Origin of the sequence: Oceanobacter antarcticus (assembly GCF_044962685.1) — a bacterium.
Taxonomy (GTDB): Bacteria; Pseudomonadota; Gammaproteobacteria; order Pseudomonadales; family Oceanobacteraceae; genus Oceanobacter; species Oceanobacter antarcticus.
In genome coordinates, this window is sequence record NZ_JBBKTX010000029.1 from 1 (window position 1) to 16,823 (window position 16,823).

Annotated in this window: 15 protein-coding genes; 9 read left to right on the forward strand and 6 right to left on the reverse strand. The window is 52.2% G+C overall.

Annotated elements, in window-relative coordinates; translation table 11 throughout:
* Window positions 1-177: 177 nt before the first annotated feature.
* The 4 genes from WG929_RS18325 to pedF all read right to left on the reverse strand — a co-directional run bounded on the left by WG929_RS18325 (window position 178) and on the right by pedF (window position 5,580).
* Window positions 178-966 carry an SHOCT domain-containing protein gene (locus WG929_RS18325; protein WP_416207231.1) on the reverse strand — a complete coding sequence of 263 codons (789 nt, stop codon included), beginning with the start codon at window positions 964-966 and terminating at the stop codon, window positions 178-180.
* An 875-nt stretch (window positions 967-1,841) separates the two neighbouring features.
* Window positions 1,842-3,620, reverse strand: a complete 1,779-nt coding sequence (locus tag WG929_RS18330) for a PQQ-dependent methanol/ethanol family dehydrogenase (RefSeq protein ID WP_416207232.1) — start codon at window positions 3,618-3,620, stop codon at window positions 1,842-1,844.
* 552 nt (window positions 3,621-4,172) lie between these two features.
* Window positions 4,173-5,147, reverse strand: coding sequence for a transporter substrate-binding domain-containing protein (locus tag WG929_RS18335; protein ID WP_416207233.1), 975 nt, complete (start codon window positions 5,145-5,147; stop codon window positions 4,173-4,175).
* A gap of 4 nt (window positions 5,148-5,151) precedes the next feature.
* On the reverse strand, window positions 5,152-5,580 hold the full coding sequence (gene pedF / locus WG929_RS18340) for a cytochrome c-550 PedF (protein WP_416207234.1): 429 nt from the start codon (window positions 5,578-5,580) through the stop codon (window positions 5,152-5,154).
* A 423-nt stretch (window positions 5,581-6,003) separates the two neighbouring features.
* Between pedF and WG929_RS18345 the strand changes: the two genes are divergently transcribed.
* Genes WG929_RS18345 through WG929_RS18360 form a run of 4 tightly spaced genes read left to right on the forward strand, consistent with a single transcriptional unit; the run spans window position 6,004 to window position 9,868 of the window.
* A complete protein-coding gene (locus WG929_RS18345) occupies window positions 6,004-7,278 on the forward strand; it encodes an ABC transporter substrate-binding protein (protein ID WP_416207235.1) in 1,275 nt (424 codons plus the stop codon).
* A gap of 41 nt (window positions 7,279-7,319) precedes the next feature.
* The gene (locus WG929_RS18350; RefSeq protein ID WP_369854748.1) at window positions 7,320-8,300 is read left to right on the forward strand and encodes a YVTN family beta-propeller repeat protein; all 981 of its coding nucleotides are present in this window, start codon (window positions 7,320-7,322) and stop codon (window positions 8,298-8,300) included.
* A gap of 3 nt (window positions 8,301-8,303) precedes the next feature.
* The gene (locus tag WG929_RS18355) at window positions 8,304-9,068 is read left to right on the forward strand and encodes an ATP-binding cassette domain-containing protein (RefSeq protein ID WP_369854749.1); all 765 of its coding nucleotides are present in this window, start codon (window positions 8,304-8,306) and stop codon (window positions 9,066-9,068) included.
* Window positions 9,065-9,868: an ABC transporter permease gene (locus WG929_RS18360; protein ID WP_369854750.1), complete on the forward strand. Its 804-nt coding sequence runs from the start codon at window positions 9,065-9,067 to the stop codon at window positions 9,866-9,868. The genes WG929_RS18355 and WG929_RS18360 overlap by 4 nt, the downstream gene beginning before the upstream one ends.
* Before the next feature lie 187 nt (window positions 9,869-10,055).
* On the opposite strand, the gene WG929_RS18365 is transcribed toward WG929_RS18360, so the two are convergent.
* Window positions 10,056-10,409 carry a hypothetical protein gene (locus tag WG929_RS18365; protein WP_369854751.1) on the reverse strand — a complete coding sequence of 118 codons (354 nt, stop codon included), beginning with the start codon at window positions 10,407-10,409 and terminating at the stop codon, window positions 10,056-10,058.
* A 312-nt stretch (window positions 10,410-10,721) separates the two neighbouring features.
* On the opposite strand from WG929_RS18365, the gene WG929_RS18370 reads away from it, so the two are divergent.
* The 5 genes from WG929_RS18370 (at window position 10,722) to WG929_RS18390 (ending at window position 15,855) form a co-directional block, all read left to right on the forward strand.
* On the forward strand, window positions 10,722-11,252 hold the full coding sequence (locus WG929_RS18370) for a MarR family winged helix-turn-helix transcriptional regulator (protein WP_416207236.1): 531 nt from the start codon (window positions 10,722-10,724) through the stop codon (window positions 11,250-11,252).
* A gap of 208 nt (window positions 11,253-11,460) precedes the next feature.
* Window positions 11,461-12,423: a PDR/VanB family oxidoreductase gene (locus WG929_RS18375; RefSeq protein WP_416207237.1), complete on the forward strand. Its 963-nt coding sequence runs from the start codon at window positions 11,461-11,463 to the stop codon at window positions 12,421-12,423.
* 43 nt (window positions 12,424-12,466) lie between these two features.
* The gene (locus tag WG929_RS18380) at window positions 12,467-13,561 is read left to right on the forward strand and encodes a Rieske 2Fe-2S domain-containing protein (protein WP_369854754.1); all 1,095 of its coding nucleotides are present in this window, start codon (window positions 12,467-12,469) and stop codon (window positions 13,559-13,561) included.
* A gap of 265 nt (window positions 13,562-13,826) precedes the next feature.
* Window positions 13,827-14,873: a TRAP transporter substrate-binding protein gene (locus WG929_RS18385; protein WP_416207238.1), complete on the forward strand. Its 1,047-nt coding sequence runs from the start codon at window positions 13,827-13,829 to the stop codon at window positions 14,871-14,873.
* Window positions 14,874-15,414: 541 nt separating this feature from the next.
* Window positions 15,415-15,855: a hypothetical protein gene (locus WG929_RS18390; protein ID WP_369854756.1), complete on the forward strand. Its 441-nt coding sequence runs from the start codon at window positions 15,415-15,417 to the stop codon at window positions 15,853-15,855.
* A 167-nt stretch (window positions 15,856-16,022) separates the two neighbouring features.
* Here the strand turns inward: WG929_RS18390 and fabG are convergent, their stop codons facing one another.
* Window positions 16,023-16,802: a 3-oxoacyl-ACP reductase FabG gene (gene fabG / locus WG929_RS18395; RefSeq protein WP_369854757.1), complete on the reverse strand. Its 780-nt coding sequence runs from the start codon at window positions 16,800-16,802 to the stop codon at window positions 16,023-16,025.
* Window positions 16,803-16,823: the final 21 nt, after the last annotated feature.

Here is a 16,823-nt window from a genome sequence, read left to right on the forward strand (position 1 = left end):
AACGGTTACAACGGTTACAACGGTTACAACGGTTACAACGGTTACAACGGTTACAACGGTTACAACGGTTACAACGGTTACAACGGTTACAACGGTTACAACGGTTACAACGGTTACAACGATGACTGCAGCGTTTATTACAGCCTTGTCAATAAATGCTCATCCGCCGATGATTGATTAAAGGCGCTGCAGCAGCTCGGATTTTTTATTGGAAAATTCCTGCTCCGACAAAATCCCCATATCTCTCAGACTGGCGAGTTTTTCAATCGCGGCAAAAACATCATCACGATTACCGCCATTGTTTTGCGGTTGTGCCGGTGCCGACTGAACAGGCTCTGGCGCACGATTGCTTGTGTGGGACGCTGGTGAAGAAGCAGAGGATTGGTCAAGAAAAGGATTATGACCAGAAACAATCGGCAGACTGGTCAGATACACGGTACCAAACTGGCTGCTGAACGTCAGCGAGCTGCCACCACCCTGCTGTTGGCTAACGCCACCAATCTGGTGTTGCTGGGTGTCGTAAACACTGACTTGTCCATTGGCGTCGAGCGCCAACCGATGACAATGCGGGAAAATAGCGTAACGGATGTTATTTTGAGCGCCCGATGACGAAGGGCTACCCAACTCTGGCGGCCACCAGTTGTTAGACTGAAAACCACCACTCCCTGATGCACTGGCAGCTGGCGCTTCAAATATCATCTGGCCGCCAGCAAGAATCGACGCGATTTCACTGCACAGATTGTTGACCGTATTTTTCAGCCCATGGTTAAACATATCGCCAACCATGGTCATGCCACCACGCATCCACTGGCCACCACCACCCAGTTCCGGGCAATAAAATTGCGCCATGGTGCCATTACCATTAATCACCGCCTGGATCATGCAAATAACCGCGCCACTGGACAGCCCGTACCGACGACCCAGGTCATTAACAATGCCCTGACCATACTCTGTTAAATTGCTCATAATAACCTCCTGCTGCGTGACGACCTTTTGGCGCCACCATACAGCATCTACAACGGGAATGTGTGATATTTATAATGGTTTCCAAGGCGATTTGAGTGGCCGCCGAACACACTGAATAAACAAGTATTCCCGGCAAGAAAGTGTTGTCCGAATCACCCGCCATGGGCACTTTTATGCACCATAACAGGTCGGGCAACTCACCTGCTTGACATCATTGGAATGACCTCACCGCCATCCAGCTGACGGGCATCCTGCCATCACATAATAACCGCAACATTTGCACACTCCAGCCTGGGTTCTGTTGTAAAAGAGGGACTTTTCTGCTCGTAGACACTTTGTTGCTGGCGTTAAGGAGCGTTCTCACTGATTAAACCGGGCCTGCTGAAGGCCAGTTGGTTGCAGAACAAGGCATGAAGAGCGGGGCGTCCAGCGGGCGAGTTGCTGCAAAGCCGGAGAAGCGGTGAGCCAACCGGATCCAGACGCGACATGATCACCATAATTGACCATCACCCTGGGCACCGCTGGCCAGCAGTCGGCTCTCGCGTACCAGTAACCACAAAAAAGCCGCTACCTTGAGGCAGCGGCTTTTTTGTGGTTACTGGGCGCATCTAAAAACGTAGCGAGCAATGAAAGGACAAGGCAAAAATTGGTAAAAAAGCGCAGTTTATGAATGATAAATGAGCATTTTGAATCAATTTTTAACACCGTAATTTCGAGTGCCGTACTTTGGAGATGTACCCTTCAGGTTGTTAGGAGCGTTCCCAATTATTTGCCACAGCCTGTCAGGAGGAAAAATTCCGTCAGGCAAGGCGTTGGGCGCCGAGAATAACGCGTCCTTTTCAAATCCGACAACAGCGCCGGGCTGTCGGTCTGCCTTATCGCCCTGCGACTTCGTGACGCTTAGGCAACTTGAAGGTCCAGACTGTCCCGCCCTGGTTCAGGTTTTTCACCCGCTTCGCCACTTCGCCACCCCACAGCGGTACCGCACCACCCCAGCCAGATACCACTGCGATGTACTGTTCGCCGCCCTGTTCCCAGGTTACGGGTGTACCCACGATGCCAGAGCCGGTGTTGAACTTGTACACCATTTCACCGGTCTTGGCATCAAATGCCATCAGGTAGCCTTCCGGGTTACCGGTAAACACCAACCCACCAGCGGTTGTCATCACCCCACCCCACAGAGGTGCGTTGTTTTCATAGCGCCAGACTTCCTTGCCGCTCTTGGGATCGATCGCACGCAAAACGCCGATGTATGCATCGTTGATTGGCTTGATAGTGAAGCCAGCACCCAAGTAGGCAGCGCCTTTTTTATAGGCTGTTGGTTCGTTCCAGATGTCCATTTCCCACTCGTTGGAGGGGACATAGAACAGCCCGGTATCCTGAGAATAAGCCATCGGCATCCAGTTTTTGCCACCCAGAAAAGCAGGGGCAGCAACAACGGATTTACCTTTGTGGCCGTCTGCACTGTCGGCCGGGTTACCAGGGCGGAAGTCGTCGTTAAAGATCGGACGACCTTTTTTATCCAGTCCCTTGGCCCAGGTAATCTTGTCGACAAACGGGAAGCCACGGATGAAGTCGCCGTTTTCGCGGTTCAAGACATAGAAGAAGCCGTTACGGTCAGCTGTTGCAGCGGCTTTGATGGTTTTCTTGCCGTCTTTGTAGTCGAAAGAAACCAGTTCGTTAACGCCGTCGTAATCCCAGCCATCATGTGGCGTGGTCTGGAAGTGCCATTTGATCTCGCCGGTATCCGGGTCAATACCCAGACGGGAAGAGGAGTACAGGTTGTCGCCAGGGCGCAGGTGAGAGTTCCACGGTGCCGGGTTACCGGTACCAAAGAACAGCAGGTCGACGTCCGGGTCATAGGTGCCGCCCAGCCAAGTGGCTGCGCCACCGGACTTCCACAGGTCGCCAGGCCAGGTTTTACCTGCCTTGCCACCAGTAATGCCATTTTCCTTGCCGTTCAGGTAGCCCATATGGCCTTCAACGGTAGGACGCGTCCAGACCACTTCACCAGTTTTGGCGTCGTAGGCTTCGACTTTACCGACGATACCGAATTCACCACCGGAAACACCGGTAATGACTTTGCCTTTCACTACGATAGGAGCCGCAGAGATGGAGTAACCACCCTTGTAGTCAGCTACTTTTTTCTTCCAGACGGTTTTACCGGTGTCTTTGTCCAGCGCGACCAGTTTGGCGTCCAGTGTGCCGAAGATCACCAGGTTGTCGTACAGCGCCACACCCCGGTTGATCACGTCGCAGCAAGGCATGATGTTTTCTGGCAGACGGGCATCGTACTGCCACAACTCATCTCCTGTAGCGATATCAATCGCGAACACCCGTGAATAGGAGGCGGTTACGTACATAACGCCGTCTTTGATCATTGGCTGGGATTCTTGACCGCGCTGCTTTTCACCACCAAAAGAGAAACCCCAAACAGGCGTCAGATCCTGAACAGATTGGGCATTGACCTTGGCCAATGGGCTGTAACGTTGACCACGAAGACCCATGCCGTAGCTCACTACGTCGCTGGTGATTGCCTGGTCGTTGATAATATCTTTGTCGGTAACACCAGCCTGAACAGAACTGGCCAGAGAGACGGCCGCTACCAAAGTGGACAGCGCGAGTCCCTTCAAGCCGATAGAAGTTGTTTTCATTGTGTTCTCCTTAAAAGGATTTTCTTATTCGTGTAGGAGCCTCTGTGTCCGCTCAGAGTGGAGCAGCAGTCACAGGATGCACTGGCCCTAGAGTCCAGATACGTCACCATTGTTGGTTTTGACAGGTCATCATCCAATCCGACCTGAGGCGTGATTTGCTAGTGCCTTGGTAGCACTCCTGATACGGGAGTAGTAGGTACTTGGAGTCTGTCGGGCTTAGGACTGCGTTACTGCGGAAAGCTGAAGCTGACTTTTTTGCGCACATTCTTGGTAAACAGAACCACCATTCGCCTCCATTTCACGTAAAAATCGCTCAAACCCGTCTTTCCCATGCGACAAACGCCTAAGTCGGACAAGCTCCTGGTTTACGCTTTGAACAGCTGTCAGAGACACTTCCAGGTGACAGCTTCCAGGTACTGGAGGTCAGGTATCGCAGAGGTTGAAACTGGAGATGTCAAACTTGGATGGCAGCGGTTTGACGCCTGATGTCAGCCATCAAACGCCAAATGGCTCGGCCATCCACCATCCACACCCAGAGAGGAATGAGAGGGATTATTCAGCTTGTTCTTGTACTAAAGACTGCTCGGTTTTGAGGAATTCCACCCCGTACTGCGCCACCAGCTTCTTCATGTCGCCGCTGTTTATCATTGCAGTAACAACGTCTTCCAGTGCATACGCCAGGCTGCGGTGATCGTCCTTGACGGCCATTCCCACTTCCCAGTAACGGCTGACCAGGTTAGGCATGGGGATATCAGCCAGCTGATAACGCTCAGGATTACCCAACTGCTGCATGCCCCACTCAAGTTGGGATTTCATGCCCATCACTCCGGCTACCTCACCCGTACCCAGTGCAGTGACCGCATCGGCAGTGGTGGTGAAATGCACGACGTTATTGCGAACCTTGCCCCGAAAGGCACTGGTGAGATAAAAATCGGGCAGCGAGTCAATCTCCACACCGACCTTGTCGTACATGAAAATAGCCAGGTTCTCGATCGATTCGATCTGTTGCCGATCGATCAGCAATTCCCAGCGCTCGCGTTGATAGGGCGCAAAAAAATGCACCAGATCGTTGATCACCCTGCCATCCTGATCGACCTTGAAGGCAAATTCACGGTCATACGGCACCCGCAGCATCACGTCGGCAACATCCCGCCGTAACATGGGTTCGTCTTCAATCCGCGCCAGATAGTGGCCTTTCCAGACATGGTTACGCAGGTCGTCATCCAGATTTTCATCCGGGATCATCCAGTGCAGATGCAAACGGACTCCCAGCCCCTTGGCCAGCGTACGAGCAATATCCACGTCAAATCCCATGGCCTTGCCATCCGCTTCCCAGGAATAGGGCGGAAAATCACGATACACCGCCACACTGAGCTCACCACTCTCCTGAACATCTTCCAGTGAGCGTGAGCTGGCATGGCTACTCGCCAAAACCATAAAAGCCGCCAGTAAAACCCGCAACAGCGCGGGTTTCAGTAGCAGCACCCAGGATGTATTCGACATCACAGGCATTATCAGGACAGACAAGTGATTATTCGTCTGCAGGTCGGGTTTCAAGCCATGAACGGATAGCCCAGAGACCTTCTTGACTGAGGAAGTCGGCCATTTTTGGCATATAGGGTACGCCATTACGTACTGCGCCGTTACGCACGCGGTAGACAAACCATTCATCACCATCAACACCGTGATCCAGCAGGCGTAAATCCGGCGCGATACCACCAGAAATGGCATCGAGACCATGACAACGGGCACAGTTCTGTGCGTATGCTGATTCACCTATTTCGATCGCACGGGCGTTACCACGGTATGGATTTTCTTCGCGCCACTCATCACCCAAAGGCTCCAGACCGGTAGTATCAATCGCCTGAGGAGTCACATCACCATGCGCCCAGACGACACATGACGCAGCCATAAAACCAGCCAATGCGATGCCATGAAAGGCAGAACTGAATTTTTTCATTATTGAGTACCCGATTGTTATTTTCATTGCGCTTATTCTAGGTACGAGTAAAAACGGGCCACAGAACACTTTGGTAGCCGATTTTCAGTACCTTGGTACTAGGTTAAGCGGCGTTTTTTTCATCAGTTGCCTGTTTGTCCGACAGCGTAATCCCACTGCACTAACCCGCCTAACTGCTGGCCGCAACCTCCATTCTGATACATCAATATAGTTCCGATCAGCGCTCATGCCAGTTAAGGCTATCCAGAGGATCTCCAGATTGCAGCATCAAGAGATAGTACGAGAGGCGTAAATGTTGGGTACTTAATGCCTATACCTGTCTGTTGACGGGTTGCGTAATCTCAATCAACCATGAAGCCGCCAGACTGTGATCAGGCTTGAAAAAACAGAACAACAATAAAAATGACCCAGCGACTGAACACTATGACAAGCACCCAAACTTGCAGCATTTACCCTGTTTGCCTTGCCACCTTGCGCCGCATTCCGGCAATGCTACCAGCGCTGTTGATAACCGTACTGTCAATGGCCTGGCTATTAATGATCTTGCTAATGCCGACCGGAACCGCAGTCGCCAGCCCTCTCTCCCAGCCCCAGCAATCGATTGTCGTTGGCTATCTCGAACTGCAGTTGCCATCCCCGCCGCTCCTGTCCAACGTGCTGCCCGAGCCGGAAGACAACGGCCTGCAAGGAGCAATACTGGGAATCAGCGATAATAACGCCGGTGGGCGTTTTCTCGGGCTGGCCTACACGCTGGAGCAAGCCCGCAGCGCGGACGAAGCCGAACTGGGGGCCGCGCTCAATCGCTGGCAGCAGCAAGGTATCCAGCTAGTGCTGGTGAATGCTCCGGCAGCCACTCTGAACGCTTTTGCCAGCCAGTATCCCGAGCTGCTGTTTTTTAATGTCGGCAGTTATGACGATGAATTACGTATCCGCCACTGTCTGCCCAACGTCCTGCATACTCTGCCCAGCCGCGCCATGCTCACCGATGCTCTGGCCCAATGGCTGATCAAAAAGAAATTGAAAAAATGGCTGCTGATTACCGGCACCCGCTCACAGGACAAAGACTACGCCAACGCAGTTCGACGTTCGGCCAAGCGCTTTGGTGGCAAAATTGTCGCCGACAAAGACTGGACCTTTGATTCTGACTTGCGCCGATCGGCCCAGACCGAAGTCCCGTTGTTTACCCAGACCAAAGAATACGACGCCGTGGTAGTGGCCGATGAACTCGGCGACTTCGGCGAGTTCCTGCTCTACAACACCTGGTATCCACGCCCGGTGGTCGGCACTCAAGGACTCAAGCCGGTCGGCTGGCACCGGGTGATTGAGCAATGGGGGGCTGCACAATTACAAAGTCGCTTTGACCGCCAAGCCAAACGCTGGATGACCGACAAGGATTACGCCGCTTGGGCAGCCATGCGCTCAATTGGTGAGACTTTATCGCACCAGGTGCCCTACTCTGCCACTAGCATCCGGTCACACCTGCTAGGAAGCCAGTTTGAGCTGGCCGGTTTCAAGGGCCGCAAGCTGACTTATCGCAACTGGAATGGCCAACTGCGACAGCCCATTGCCTTGGTGCATCCTCGGGCGCTGGTTTCCCAGTCGCCGCAGGAGGGCTATCTGCACCCCCATACCGAACTCGACACCCTGGGCTTTGACCAACCCGAAAGTCAGTGCCGACTGGCCGATCAAATCGATTAAGCCACCGTGCAACCATCTGCCGAAACCCGAGGAGCCACTGGATGAATCCCTTTAAACACCTGTTAGTGTCCGTTGCACTGATCGCCCCCCTGCTGTTGGCAACCCCGGCTCAGGCGGCACTGGCCTACGTTTCTAACGAAAAGGACAACTCGCTCTCGGTCATTGATCTGAGCCGTTTTGAAGTGGTCGACACCATTGAAGTAGGCCAACGCCCGCGTGGCATTACCTTTAACCAGGACTATTCACTGCTGTATATCTGTGCCAGCGATGACGACACCGTACAAGTGCTGGATGTCGCCAGCAAACGCATTGTCGCCAACCTGCCTTCTGGTGAGGATCCGGAACAGTTTGCCCTCCATCCTGATGGCGATCGCCTCTATATTTCCAACGAAGACAGCGCTCTGGTGACGGTGGTTAATCCCCTCACCCATCAGGTCACCGGTCAGATTGATGTTGGCGTCGAACCGGAAGGCATGGCCGTCAGCCCGGATGGCAAACTGGTGGTCAACACCTCGGAAACCACCAGCATGTTGCATTGGATAGATACCAGCACCCAGCAGCTGGTGCACAATACCAAGGTGGATCAGCGACCGCGCTACGTACAGTTCAGTCAGGATGGCAGCCAGCTCTGGGCCAGTGCTGAAATCGGCGGTACGGTGTCGGTGATCGACGTCGCCAGCAAGGAAGAGATCCACAAAATCCGCTTTAATATCCGGGGTATTCATCGTGACAAGGTACAGCCGGTCGGCATCAAGCTGACGTCTGACGGTCGTTATGCCTTTGTTGCGCTTGGCCCTGCCAACCATGTTGCGGTGATTGACGCCAAAACCTGGGAAGTACTCGATTATTTACTGGTGGGTCGGCGGGTCTGGCATATGGCGCTGACGCCCGATGAAAAGTTTCTGCTCACCACCAATGGTATCAGCGGTGATGTCTCGGTGATCGATATCGAACATCTGAAAGTGACCAAATCCATCAAGGTCGGACGCTACCCCTGGGGGCTGGCGATCAAGCCGGACTGAATCATGAATCAGCCAGTACAACCGTTAGTTGAAGTGGATCAGCTTGGCCATTGCTACCCCGGTAAACAAGCGCTGGATCAGGTATCTTTCACCATTCAGTCTGGTCAATTCCATGCCCTGCTCGGCCCCAATGGCGCGGGCAAAAGTACCTTGTTCGCGCTGATCAGTCGGCTATTTCAGGTGCAACAGGGCGATATTCGGGTGAATGGCCACAGTCTCCGCCACGCCCCCGCCGCCCTGCTGGGCAGTATCGGTATGGTGTTCCAGCAAAGCACCCTGGATCTCGACCTCAGTGTCGAGCAGAACCTCGACTACCACGGCTGCCTCCACGGGCTGTCTGCCGGGATACGCAAACAACGCATACAGGAAGAATTAGCCCGAGTGGAGCTGCTGGATGCCCGTGGCAAAAAAGTCCGGGCGCTGAATGGTGGCCATCGCCGCCGGGTAGAAATCGCCAGAGCTTTATTGCATCACCCCAGTCTGCTGCTGCTGGATGAAGCCACCGTCGGTCTCGACCCTCACACACGGGCCAGCCTTAACCGCCATGTTCGTTCGTTGTGCGAGCAGCAACAGGTCACTGTACTTTGGGCTACTCATTTGATTGAAGAAATTCTGCCCGCCGACCCTGTCACTCTGCTGCATCAGGGCAAGGTGCTGGCCAACGAGTCGGCCCACAATTTGTGTTTACAAACCGGCAAGGCGTCACTGGTGGAAGCTTTTGAACTGCTGACCGCCGACCGGCGTCGTGGCGATGGAGCCAGCGTATGAACCCGGCCAGCTACTGGTATGCCTTTAGCGGCATTCTCAAACGTGAAAGCCTGCGTTTTGTGCATCAACGCAGCCGGTTTTTCAGCTCGCTGATTCGGCCATTATTATGGCTGGCGGTGTTCGCTGCCGGTTTTCGGGCCGCCTTGGGGATCTCCATCATCGCGCCATACGACACCTATATTACCTACGAGGTGTATATCGTTCCCGGCCTGGTGGCCATGATTCTGCTGTTTAATGCCATGCAAAGTTCGCTGTCGATGGTGTATGACCGGGAGATGGGCAGCATGCGCGTACTGTTAATGAGTCCGCTGCCACGCTGGTATCTATTACTCAGCAAGCTTGCCGCCAGCACCCTGGTCGCCATTCCACAGGTGTATGCCTTTCTGGCTATTGCCTGGCTGTTTGACGTCGAATCGCCATTGATCGGCCTGCTCTGGGTCGCTCCTGCAGTGATACTAACGGGGGTTTTACTCGGTGCTATCGGGCTGTTTATATCCAGCTTTATCAAACAGCTGGAGAACTTCGCCGGAGTGATGAACTTCGTTATCTTCCCGATGTTTTTTATGTCGTCCGCCCTGTATCCGCTGTGGAAAATGCAGGAATCCAGCGAATGGCTTTATTGGCTGTGCAGCGTCAACCCGTTTACATTTTGTGTGGAACTGATTCGTCATGCTTTGTATGGCAAGCTGAACGGCGAAGCACTGGCCGTAGTGAGTGGTTGCCTGCTGGTATTTACTCTGCTGGCGGTACTGACCTTTAATCCGGAACGGGGACAAATTGGCAAGCCAGGGCGTTCCTGACTCCCTGGTAAAACGAGCTTGGGGCTGATTGAAACGCGCCAGGGTCTGGGTCTGGCGGTTAAAGCAGGGGTTAAAGCAGGCAGTTTTAAAGTGCAGCTAAAAAGGCAGCGATCGATTTTAACACCGTCATTTCGACACGCAGTCATCTATAGCAGTCATCTACAGCAGTTATCTATAGCTGTGCCTGTTAATAATCAACCCAGCTATTGCCCGTACCTTCATCGTCAATGTCAACGTCTTTATCAATGTACAAAAAGTTATTGTTGCCGTTAATAATCACTTTATCCGGGGTATGGAAAAACCAGAGTTCGTTAAAATTGCCGTTCACATACACGGTGTAGCCCTGGATGTAATAGAGATAACGTTGCTCTCCAGAGAAATTCAGCGTCATGATGTTTGACGTTGTCGAACTGCTGCTACCCGACGTCGCCGTTGAAGCAGACTGCGTGCCTTCCGGTACCACCGGATCGCCACTGCCACATCCTGCCAACGCCACCAACCAAACCCCGGATACGTACCCCAACAGCCGCTGAATCTTCATCTCGCCTCCCTGGAAATGCCACTATTTGTCGTTTTATGTCAGTAAAGTGTCGTTAAAGCGCCAGTATAAGGTAAGACGGTTCATCCCGGCGACCAGCGTTACAATTATCCTAAAAGTGTGGCTCCAAGCTGCTTGAAATGTGACTTGATCAACAAACCGCACGCCTGAGCGGAGCAATTGGCACAGTGTGAACAGGCTGGCAGGTGGATAGAGACCGGGTAATCGTCCTTATTAACGAGAAAATAGTTAATCATCCGCCCAGCTATGCTGTAATCCACTCCTTACCCTGTTCACCAATGTATTCCGAAAAACATGCCTTCAAAAACTTCACCTGCAGCATCGCTTGATCTGGAGCGCTACGTTCCGGCACTGATCACCTTTCTGGCTAACAAAATGTCTGCCGGAGCGTCCAGGCTCTATCGGGATAATTTTGGTGTTGGCATCGTCGAATGGCGTTTGCTGGCGCTGTTGAAAGTGGAAGATGCCATCACCCCCAACCGTATGTGTCAGGTGATCGGTCTCGACAAGGCTGCCGTCAGCCGCTCGCTCAAATATCTGCAAGCATCCGCTTATGTGCATTTCCGCTCGGATCCCGAAGACGCCCGAAAAACCATTGTCTCGCTGACCGAATCCGGCAACGTGTTACACGACGAGATATTTCAGGTTGCCATCAAACGGGAAGCACTGCTGCTGGGCGATTTTTCTGCAGCAGAACGCGATACGCTGATCAACCTGCTGTCCCGTATGAACGCCCGAGTCGGGTTGGTAAATGCTTACGATCCGAATAGCCCAGCGAACACTCAAGAGAACTCCCAGACAAACAGTCCATCGACAGGTTGTTAACTCCAGCGCTTGGCCCCATCTCCTCTACCCTACGCTTTTAATCAACCCGCCTTCGTGCAGGTGACGGCTCACATCGCCGTCACCTGCTGTCCCGCCCTCTCTATTTTGAATAACAACCAACAAAATCCAATGGTCATATAGTTGACATAACAACTATAAAAACCATATCGTTGATACATCAACAATAATAATCAAGCCAGGAAACCACATGATCGAGACGATCGAGGTCGTGATCCTCAACAAATACCCGGCGGCAAACGCTATCTGCGGGCTCGACTTGGCACTGGAAAACGGTGCTGACCTACCCGCGTTCTCAGCCGGAGCTCACATTGATCTTCATCTGCCTTCCGGCCTGGTACGGCAATATTCGTTACTGAACGCTGGTAGCGACTGTCACCAGTACCAGATCGCAGTTTTGCGTGACCCGCATTCTCGTGGCGGTTCCGTCGAAGTTCACGAGGTGTTGCAAGCCGGTCAGCGTGTACAGATCAGCGCACCGCGTAATCTGTTTCCACTGCAATCCGGCGTCCGGCATTCTGTGCTGATTGCGGGCGGTATTGGCGTTACCCCGATTTTGTCCATGGCGCGTGAACTAAATGCGTCAGGCAGTGACTTTGAAGTCCACTACGCCGCACGCTCCAGGGCGACAGCAGCCTTCGGTGACCAATTTCAGCAAGCGCCGTTGGCAGCTCACAGCCACTGTTATTTCGATGATGACAATCAGCGTCTCGATATCGCCCGAATCATCACCTCCGCCCCAGCCAGTGCGCACCTGTACGTTTGTGGCCCTGGGGGCTTTATCGACTACGTTCTTGATGGTGCCAGGCAGCAAGGCTGGGACGAATCCCGCCTGCACCGGGAGTTTTTTGCCGCTCCAGTCCATCACCTCGACAGCGCGGCTGACAGTCCGTTTGAACTGGTGATCAAAAGCAGTGGCCAGATCATCACCGTTGCCGCCAATCAAAGCGCCTTTGAAGCACTCGATGACGCCGGTATTGATATCCCCGTGTCCTGTGAACAAGGTATTTGCGGCTCTTGCCTGACGGCGGTTGTTCATGGCATCCCGGATCACCGCGACAACTTTCTTACCGATGACGAAAAATCTGCCAACAATCAATTCACCCCCTGCTGTTCCCGAGCCAAAGGCAAGCGCCTGGTGCTGGGGCTTTAAGTACGGCAGTTGATTGCCCAACAACAAGAATGAGGAGATCCAGATGACCGTATCCATTTACATCCCTGGCGTCAGTGCCGAGGTCAACAACGGGCCAGGCCGCCAGCAGGGCGCTTACCCATTGAACCAGTGGTACGTTGCAGCACACAGCAAGGAACTGACCGACACCCCCGTGGGCCGCACCCTGCTCAACGAAGCCATTGTACTGTTCCGCAAGGGCAATGGTCAGGTTGCCGCCGTTGAAGATCGCTGTTGTCACCGTCACCTGCCGTTGTCGGCAGGCACAGTCGAAGAGAACGGCATCCGTTGCGGCTACCACGGCATGCTGTACGACGACAGCGGCCGCTGCATCGACATTCCTGGCCAGGACAAGATCCCACGCCGGGCCAAAATTCATGCTTACCACATACGGGAACAAAACAAGTTGGTCTGGATATGGTTTGGCCAGCAGCAAGACAGTGAGCCAACCTGCGAGCCACCGGCTTACCCCATTCACGATGATCCGCGCTACGTCTCCGATGGCGACGTCTATCACTACAATGCGCCTTATCAGCTGATTCACGACAACCTGCTGGATCTCAGCCATCTCGGCTATGTGCATCTGCGCACCATCGGCGGCAACGCCAAACTGCATATGAACGCCAGGATGGACGTCGAAAGCGAAGGCACCAGCGTACGCGTCGTGCGTCATATGCCCGCCTCAGAGCCACCTCCAACCTACACTGCAGCCTATCCGTTCAAGGGGCTGATCGACCGCTGGCAAGAAATTGTCTTCCACCCGTCGCACCTGGAAATCTGGACCGGTGCCGTGGATCAGAATAGCGAAGACGTCAACAACCCGGAGCGTGGCGGCTTTCATATGCGCGGTTTCCACGGCATTACCCCGGAAACCTCCACCAGTTGTCATTACTTCTGGTCAATGGCAACCAATCCGAGCCAGAACATCGAAGCAACCAAGGCCAAGGTCATTGAACAAACGGCTCTGACTTTTGATGAAGACAAGGTCGTCATTGAAGCGCAATACGAAAACATGAAACGCTTTGTCGGCGAAGCCATGATCGATATCCATGTAGACGTTGGCCCCAATCGGGCGCGCCGCATTATTGAACAGTTGAAAACTGAAGCCAGTGCCGGATAACAGCTTGCCATGCTCGATCAAACGCGACTGAAAACGCTACAAACGATGATGAGAACGATAAAAAGCGCCGTAAAAATCGGCCAGAAAGTGCCGTTTATTGAGTAATAAATGAGCATTGAGAGGCCAATTGTTATCGCTGTTATTTCGGGCGTAGCCGTTTTTGGCTGCGCACTGAAGCGCTCAGTCGCCCCACAATTTAAAAAACAACCCCCAGCCAGACGCATTAATAACAATAAACGTTTTATAAAAATAACAAGGGTACACCATGAAAATTATCAGCAACATACTGCGCAGTGCACTGTGCTTCAGTGTCAGCGGATTGATCACTACAGGCCAGCTGCAAGCAGCTGAGTTCAATTTCAAATTACACCACCTGCTGCCGCCCATGTCCGAAGTACATACCAAAATCATGCTGCCATGGGCAGAAAAAATAGAGCAGGAATCCAACGGTCGTATTCATATTGATGTATACCCGGCCATGCAACTGGGTGGTAAGCCGGCACAGCTATTTGACCAGGCGCGCAAGGGAAGCGCCGATATCACCTGGACAGTCGCGGGCTACACACCGGGCCGTTTCCGTAAATCAGAAGTATTTGAACTGCCGTTTATGGCATCCAGTGCCGAAGTCACCAGCCAGGCATTGCAACAATTTGCTACCGAAGAAATGACCGACGATTTCCGCGAAGTAAAGCTGTTGGCCATTCACACTAATGCCACCGGTGTTCTCCATTCCCGAGGTAAAGGCATCCATAAAATGGAAGACCTGGCCGGTCTGAAAATTCGTGCACCCAATAAGGCCATGGCAGAAGTTTACGCCCTGATGGGCGCATCACCGATATTTATGCCTGCACCACAAATGTCCTCTGCGTTGTCCAAAGGTGTACTGGACGTTGCGTCACTTTCATACGATATTGTTGGGCCATTAAAAATACACGAACTCACCCAATCAACCACAGAAATCAGTGGCGATCGCGGTTTGTACGGCCAAGTGTTTTTGTTCAGTATGAATAAAAAATCCTATCTCAAACTGCCCAAAGAGTTACAGCAGGTGATCGATAATAACTCGGGCATCAAACTGGCCGCCTGGATGGGTCGTATTCTGGATGAGATGGGGGCCAAAGGCAGAACGCTGGTAAAAGATTCCGGCAATGAAATCATCGTCCTGTCAGCAGACGAAACCCGCCACTGGCGTGAAACCGCACAGCCTGTGATCGATGCCTGGATGGACGATATGAACAGCGATGGCGAAGATGGCAAAAAACTCTACCAGCGAGCCAATCAGTTGATCGACCAATACGGCCGCAAGCCGTAATTCAGACAACCACTTGCTTCGCTCGTTTGCGGAGAGAAAACTCCGCAAACGAGCGTAAAAGAAAGCAAGATCGGCAACAGTCTGCCAACACTATGTCCCTTTTACCAAACTCCACCTCACTCAAACATCCGCTTAATGCATCCGCTTAATGCATCCGGATTCCCGGCATTTGTACACTTGAGCGCATATTACTGTTTCGTTTATCTGATTAAAAAACCATCTGAAAAAGAAATACCCAGCTACAATCATCAAACAGCGCTGTCATTTCGTACACTCTGAACAAAAAAACAGGTTGAAAAACACCCATGATGGCGCATTTTTTAATGTTGCTATCTTGGTAGACGGGCGAACTCTGTGCTATATAGTAAATGTCAGGAACATCTGAAAGACATTGCACCTGAAATTACAGCATAAAAAATCAACTCTGGATGTGCGTTTATCCTGCATACACTGCGCGTTATCGTCGATTTTTCCTTGTCTTTTCTGCGTCCGACACTTTTTAGACCCTGCAGATATCCACATTAAATCATTAGAGGTTTGAATGACCGTATCCATTCTCGACACTAACATCGACGAGCTGATTGAAGCTGAACAAAAGAAACTTGCTGAGTTAATTCAGGCTAAAGCAGATCAGCAGAAAAAATACGCTGCCTTGAATGACATCGCAGAAGCCTTTCAGTCGGCATTAACGCAGTACGGTGTTACCGAGAAAGAGTATTACCAGTACATTGCAGCAGATCTGGAAAACTGGATTAAAGACAACCAAGATAGTCCTATGTACGAATCACTGCTGAAACACTTCAACAAAGCAGCGCTTAAAGTACAGAAAACATCCAGTCTGCCTCAGCCCAAGCTGAAAGTGGGCAAATACCGCAATCCGGCAACTCAGGTGGTTGTCGAAAAAATCAAACGTTCGCCAAAGCTGCTGGATCAGTGGATTGCCGAATATGGTTTTGCCGTAGTAAGAACCTGGAAAGAATAAGCACACCGGGTATAACAACCCGCTTCAAGTGCTTCTTATACCTGCACCAGGAGACGACTTATCGTCTCCTGGTGTCGTTTTTGCCTATTACTTACAAATAATTACATATAACGTATCCGCCACTACCCTGAAAATTGCCATTAATCTAATTTGAAGCTGAACGTTGTCTAGATTTCGGCAATAGCATCCAGGCTTTCCGGTAAGATCTGCCCACCATCAACAATAATTTGCTGACCAGTAATATAAGACGCTTCGTCCGAAGCAAAAAACAACGCCGCATTACCAATGTCTTCCACCGCTCCCAAGCGTTTAAGCGGGATAGACGCCGCCATACTGCCAAGATATTCCTCGCCCAAACCTGCCAGTCCTTCCGTCATAATATTACCGGGCATAACCGCATTAATCGTGGTGTTGTAACGAGCCAGTTCCATCGCGGCCGTTTTGAGAAACCCCAGTTGACCCGCCTTGGAAGCGCCATAATGAGCCCAGCCAGGGTAGCCCGTCACCGGCCCGGTAATCGATGAGGTCACAATAATCCGTCCCTTACCTGCCGCTTCAAACGAGGGGATACAAGCCTTGACGCACAAGAATGTGCTTTTAAGATTGGTATCCATCACCTGATCCCATTCATCTGGCTCCAGATCGATCAGCTTTTTTTGCGGAAAGATTCCAGCGTTGGCGCACAGAATATCAACCGGGCCGAACAGCTCTTCGGTGACTGCCACCATTTCCTTGACCGATGTCCAATCTGCCACATCGCAGGTACACCAGGCGGCAGTGCCTCCTTCGGCTTCAATATCAGCAACCGTGCGCTGCGCGTCCTCTTTGCCCCGTGCGGCAATCATGATTTTGGCACCCTGACGGGCAAACACCTGGGCAATGCCTTTGCCAATACCTTTCGAGCCACCGGTCACAATCACGACCTTGTCTTTGATGGAACTGAACATGATTTTCCCTCTGTCTGCAGT

What these genes read in the sequence shown, in the direction of transcription:
- WG929_RS18380 (WP_369854754.1), top strand. Translation starts at nt 12,467, where the DNA reads ATGACCGTATCCATTTACATCCCTGGCGTCAGTGCCGAGGTCAACAAC.
- WG929_RS18330 (WP_416207232.1), bottom strand. Translation starts at nt 3,620, where the DNA reads ATGAAAACAACTTCTATCGGCTTGAAGGGACTCGCGCTGTCCACTTTG.
- pedF (WP_416207234.1), bottom strand. Translation starts at nt 5,580, where the DNA reads ATGAAAAAATTCAGTTCTGCCTTTCATGGCATCGCATTGGCTGGTTTT.
- WG929_RS18390 (WP_369854756.1), top strand. Translation starts at nt 15,415, where the DNA reads ATGACCGTATCCATTCTCGACACTAACATCGACGAGCTGATTGAAGCT.
- WG929_RS18325 (WP_416207231.1), bottom strand. Translation starts at nt 966, where the DNA reads ATGAGCAATTTAACAGAGTATGGTCAGGGCATTGTTAATGACCTGGGT.
- WG929_RS18370 (WP_416207236.1), top strand. Translation starts at nt 10,722, where the DNA reads ATGCCTTCAAAAACTTCACCTGCAGCATCGCTTGATCTGGAGCGCTAC.
- WG929_RS18345 (WP_416207235.1), top strand. Translation starts at nt 6,004, where the DNA reads ATGACAAGCACCCAAACTTGCAGCATTTACCCTGTTTGCCTTGCCACC.
- WG929_RS18365 (WP_369854751.1), bottom strand. Translation starts at nt 10,409, where the DNA reads ATGAAGATTCAGCGGCTGTTGGGGTACGTATCCGGGGTTTGGTTGGTG.
- WG929_RS18385 (WP_416207238.1), top strand. Translation starts at nt 13,827, where the DNA reads ATGAAAATTATCAGCAACATACTGCGCAGTGCACTGTGCTTCAGTGTC.
- WG929_RS18360 (WP_369854750.1), top strand. Translation starts at nt 9,065, where the DNA reads ATGAACCCGGCCAGCTACTGGTATGCCTTTAGCGGCATTCTCAAACGT.
- WG929_RS18355 (WP_369854749.1), top strand. Translation starts at nt 8,304, where the DNA reads ATGAATCAGCCAGTACAACCGTTAGTTGAAGTGGATCAGCTTGGCCAT.
- fabG (WP_369854757.1), bottom strand. Translation starts at nt 16,802, where the DNA reads ATGTTCAGTTCCATCAAAGACAAGGTCGTGATTGTGACCGGTGGCTCG.
- WG929_RS18350 (WP_369854748.1), top strand. Translation starts at nt 7,320, where the DNA reads ATGAATCCCTTTAAACACCTGTTAGTGTCCGTTGCACTGATCGCCCCC.
- WG929_RS18375 (WP_416207237.1), top strand. Translation starts at nt 11,461, where the DNA reads ATGATCGAGACGATCGAGGTCGTGATCCTCAACAAATACCCGGCGGCA.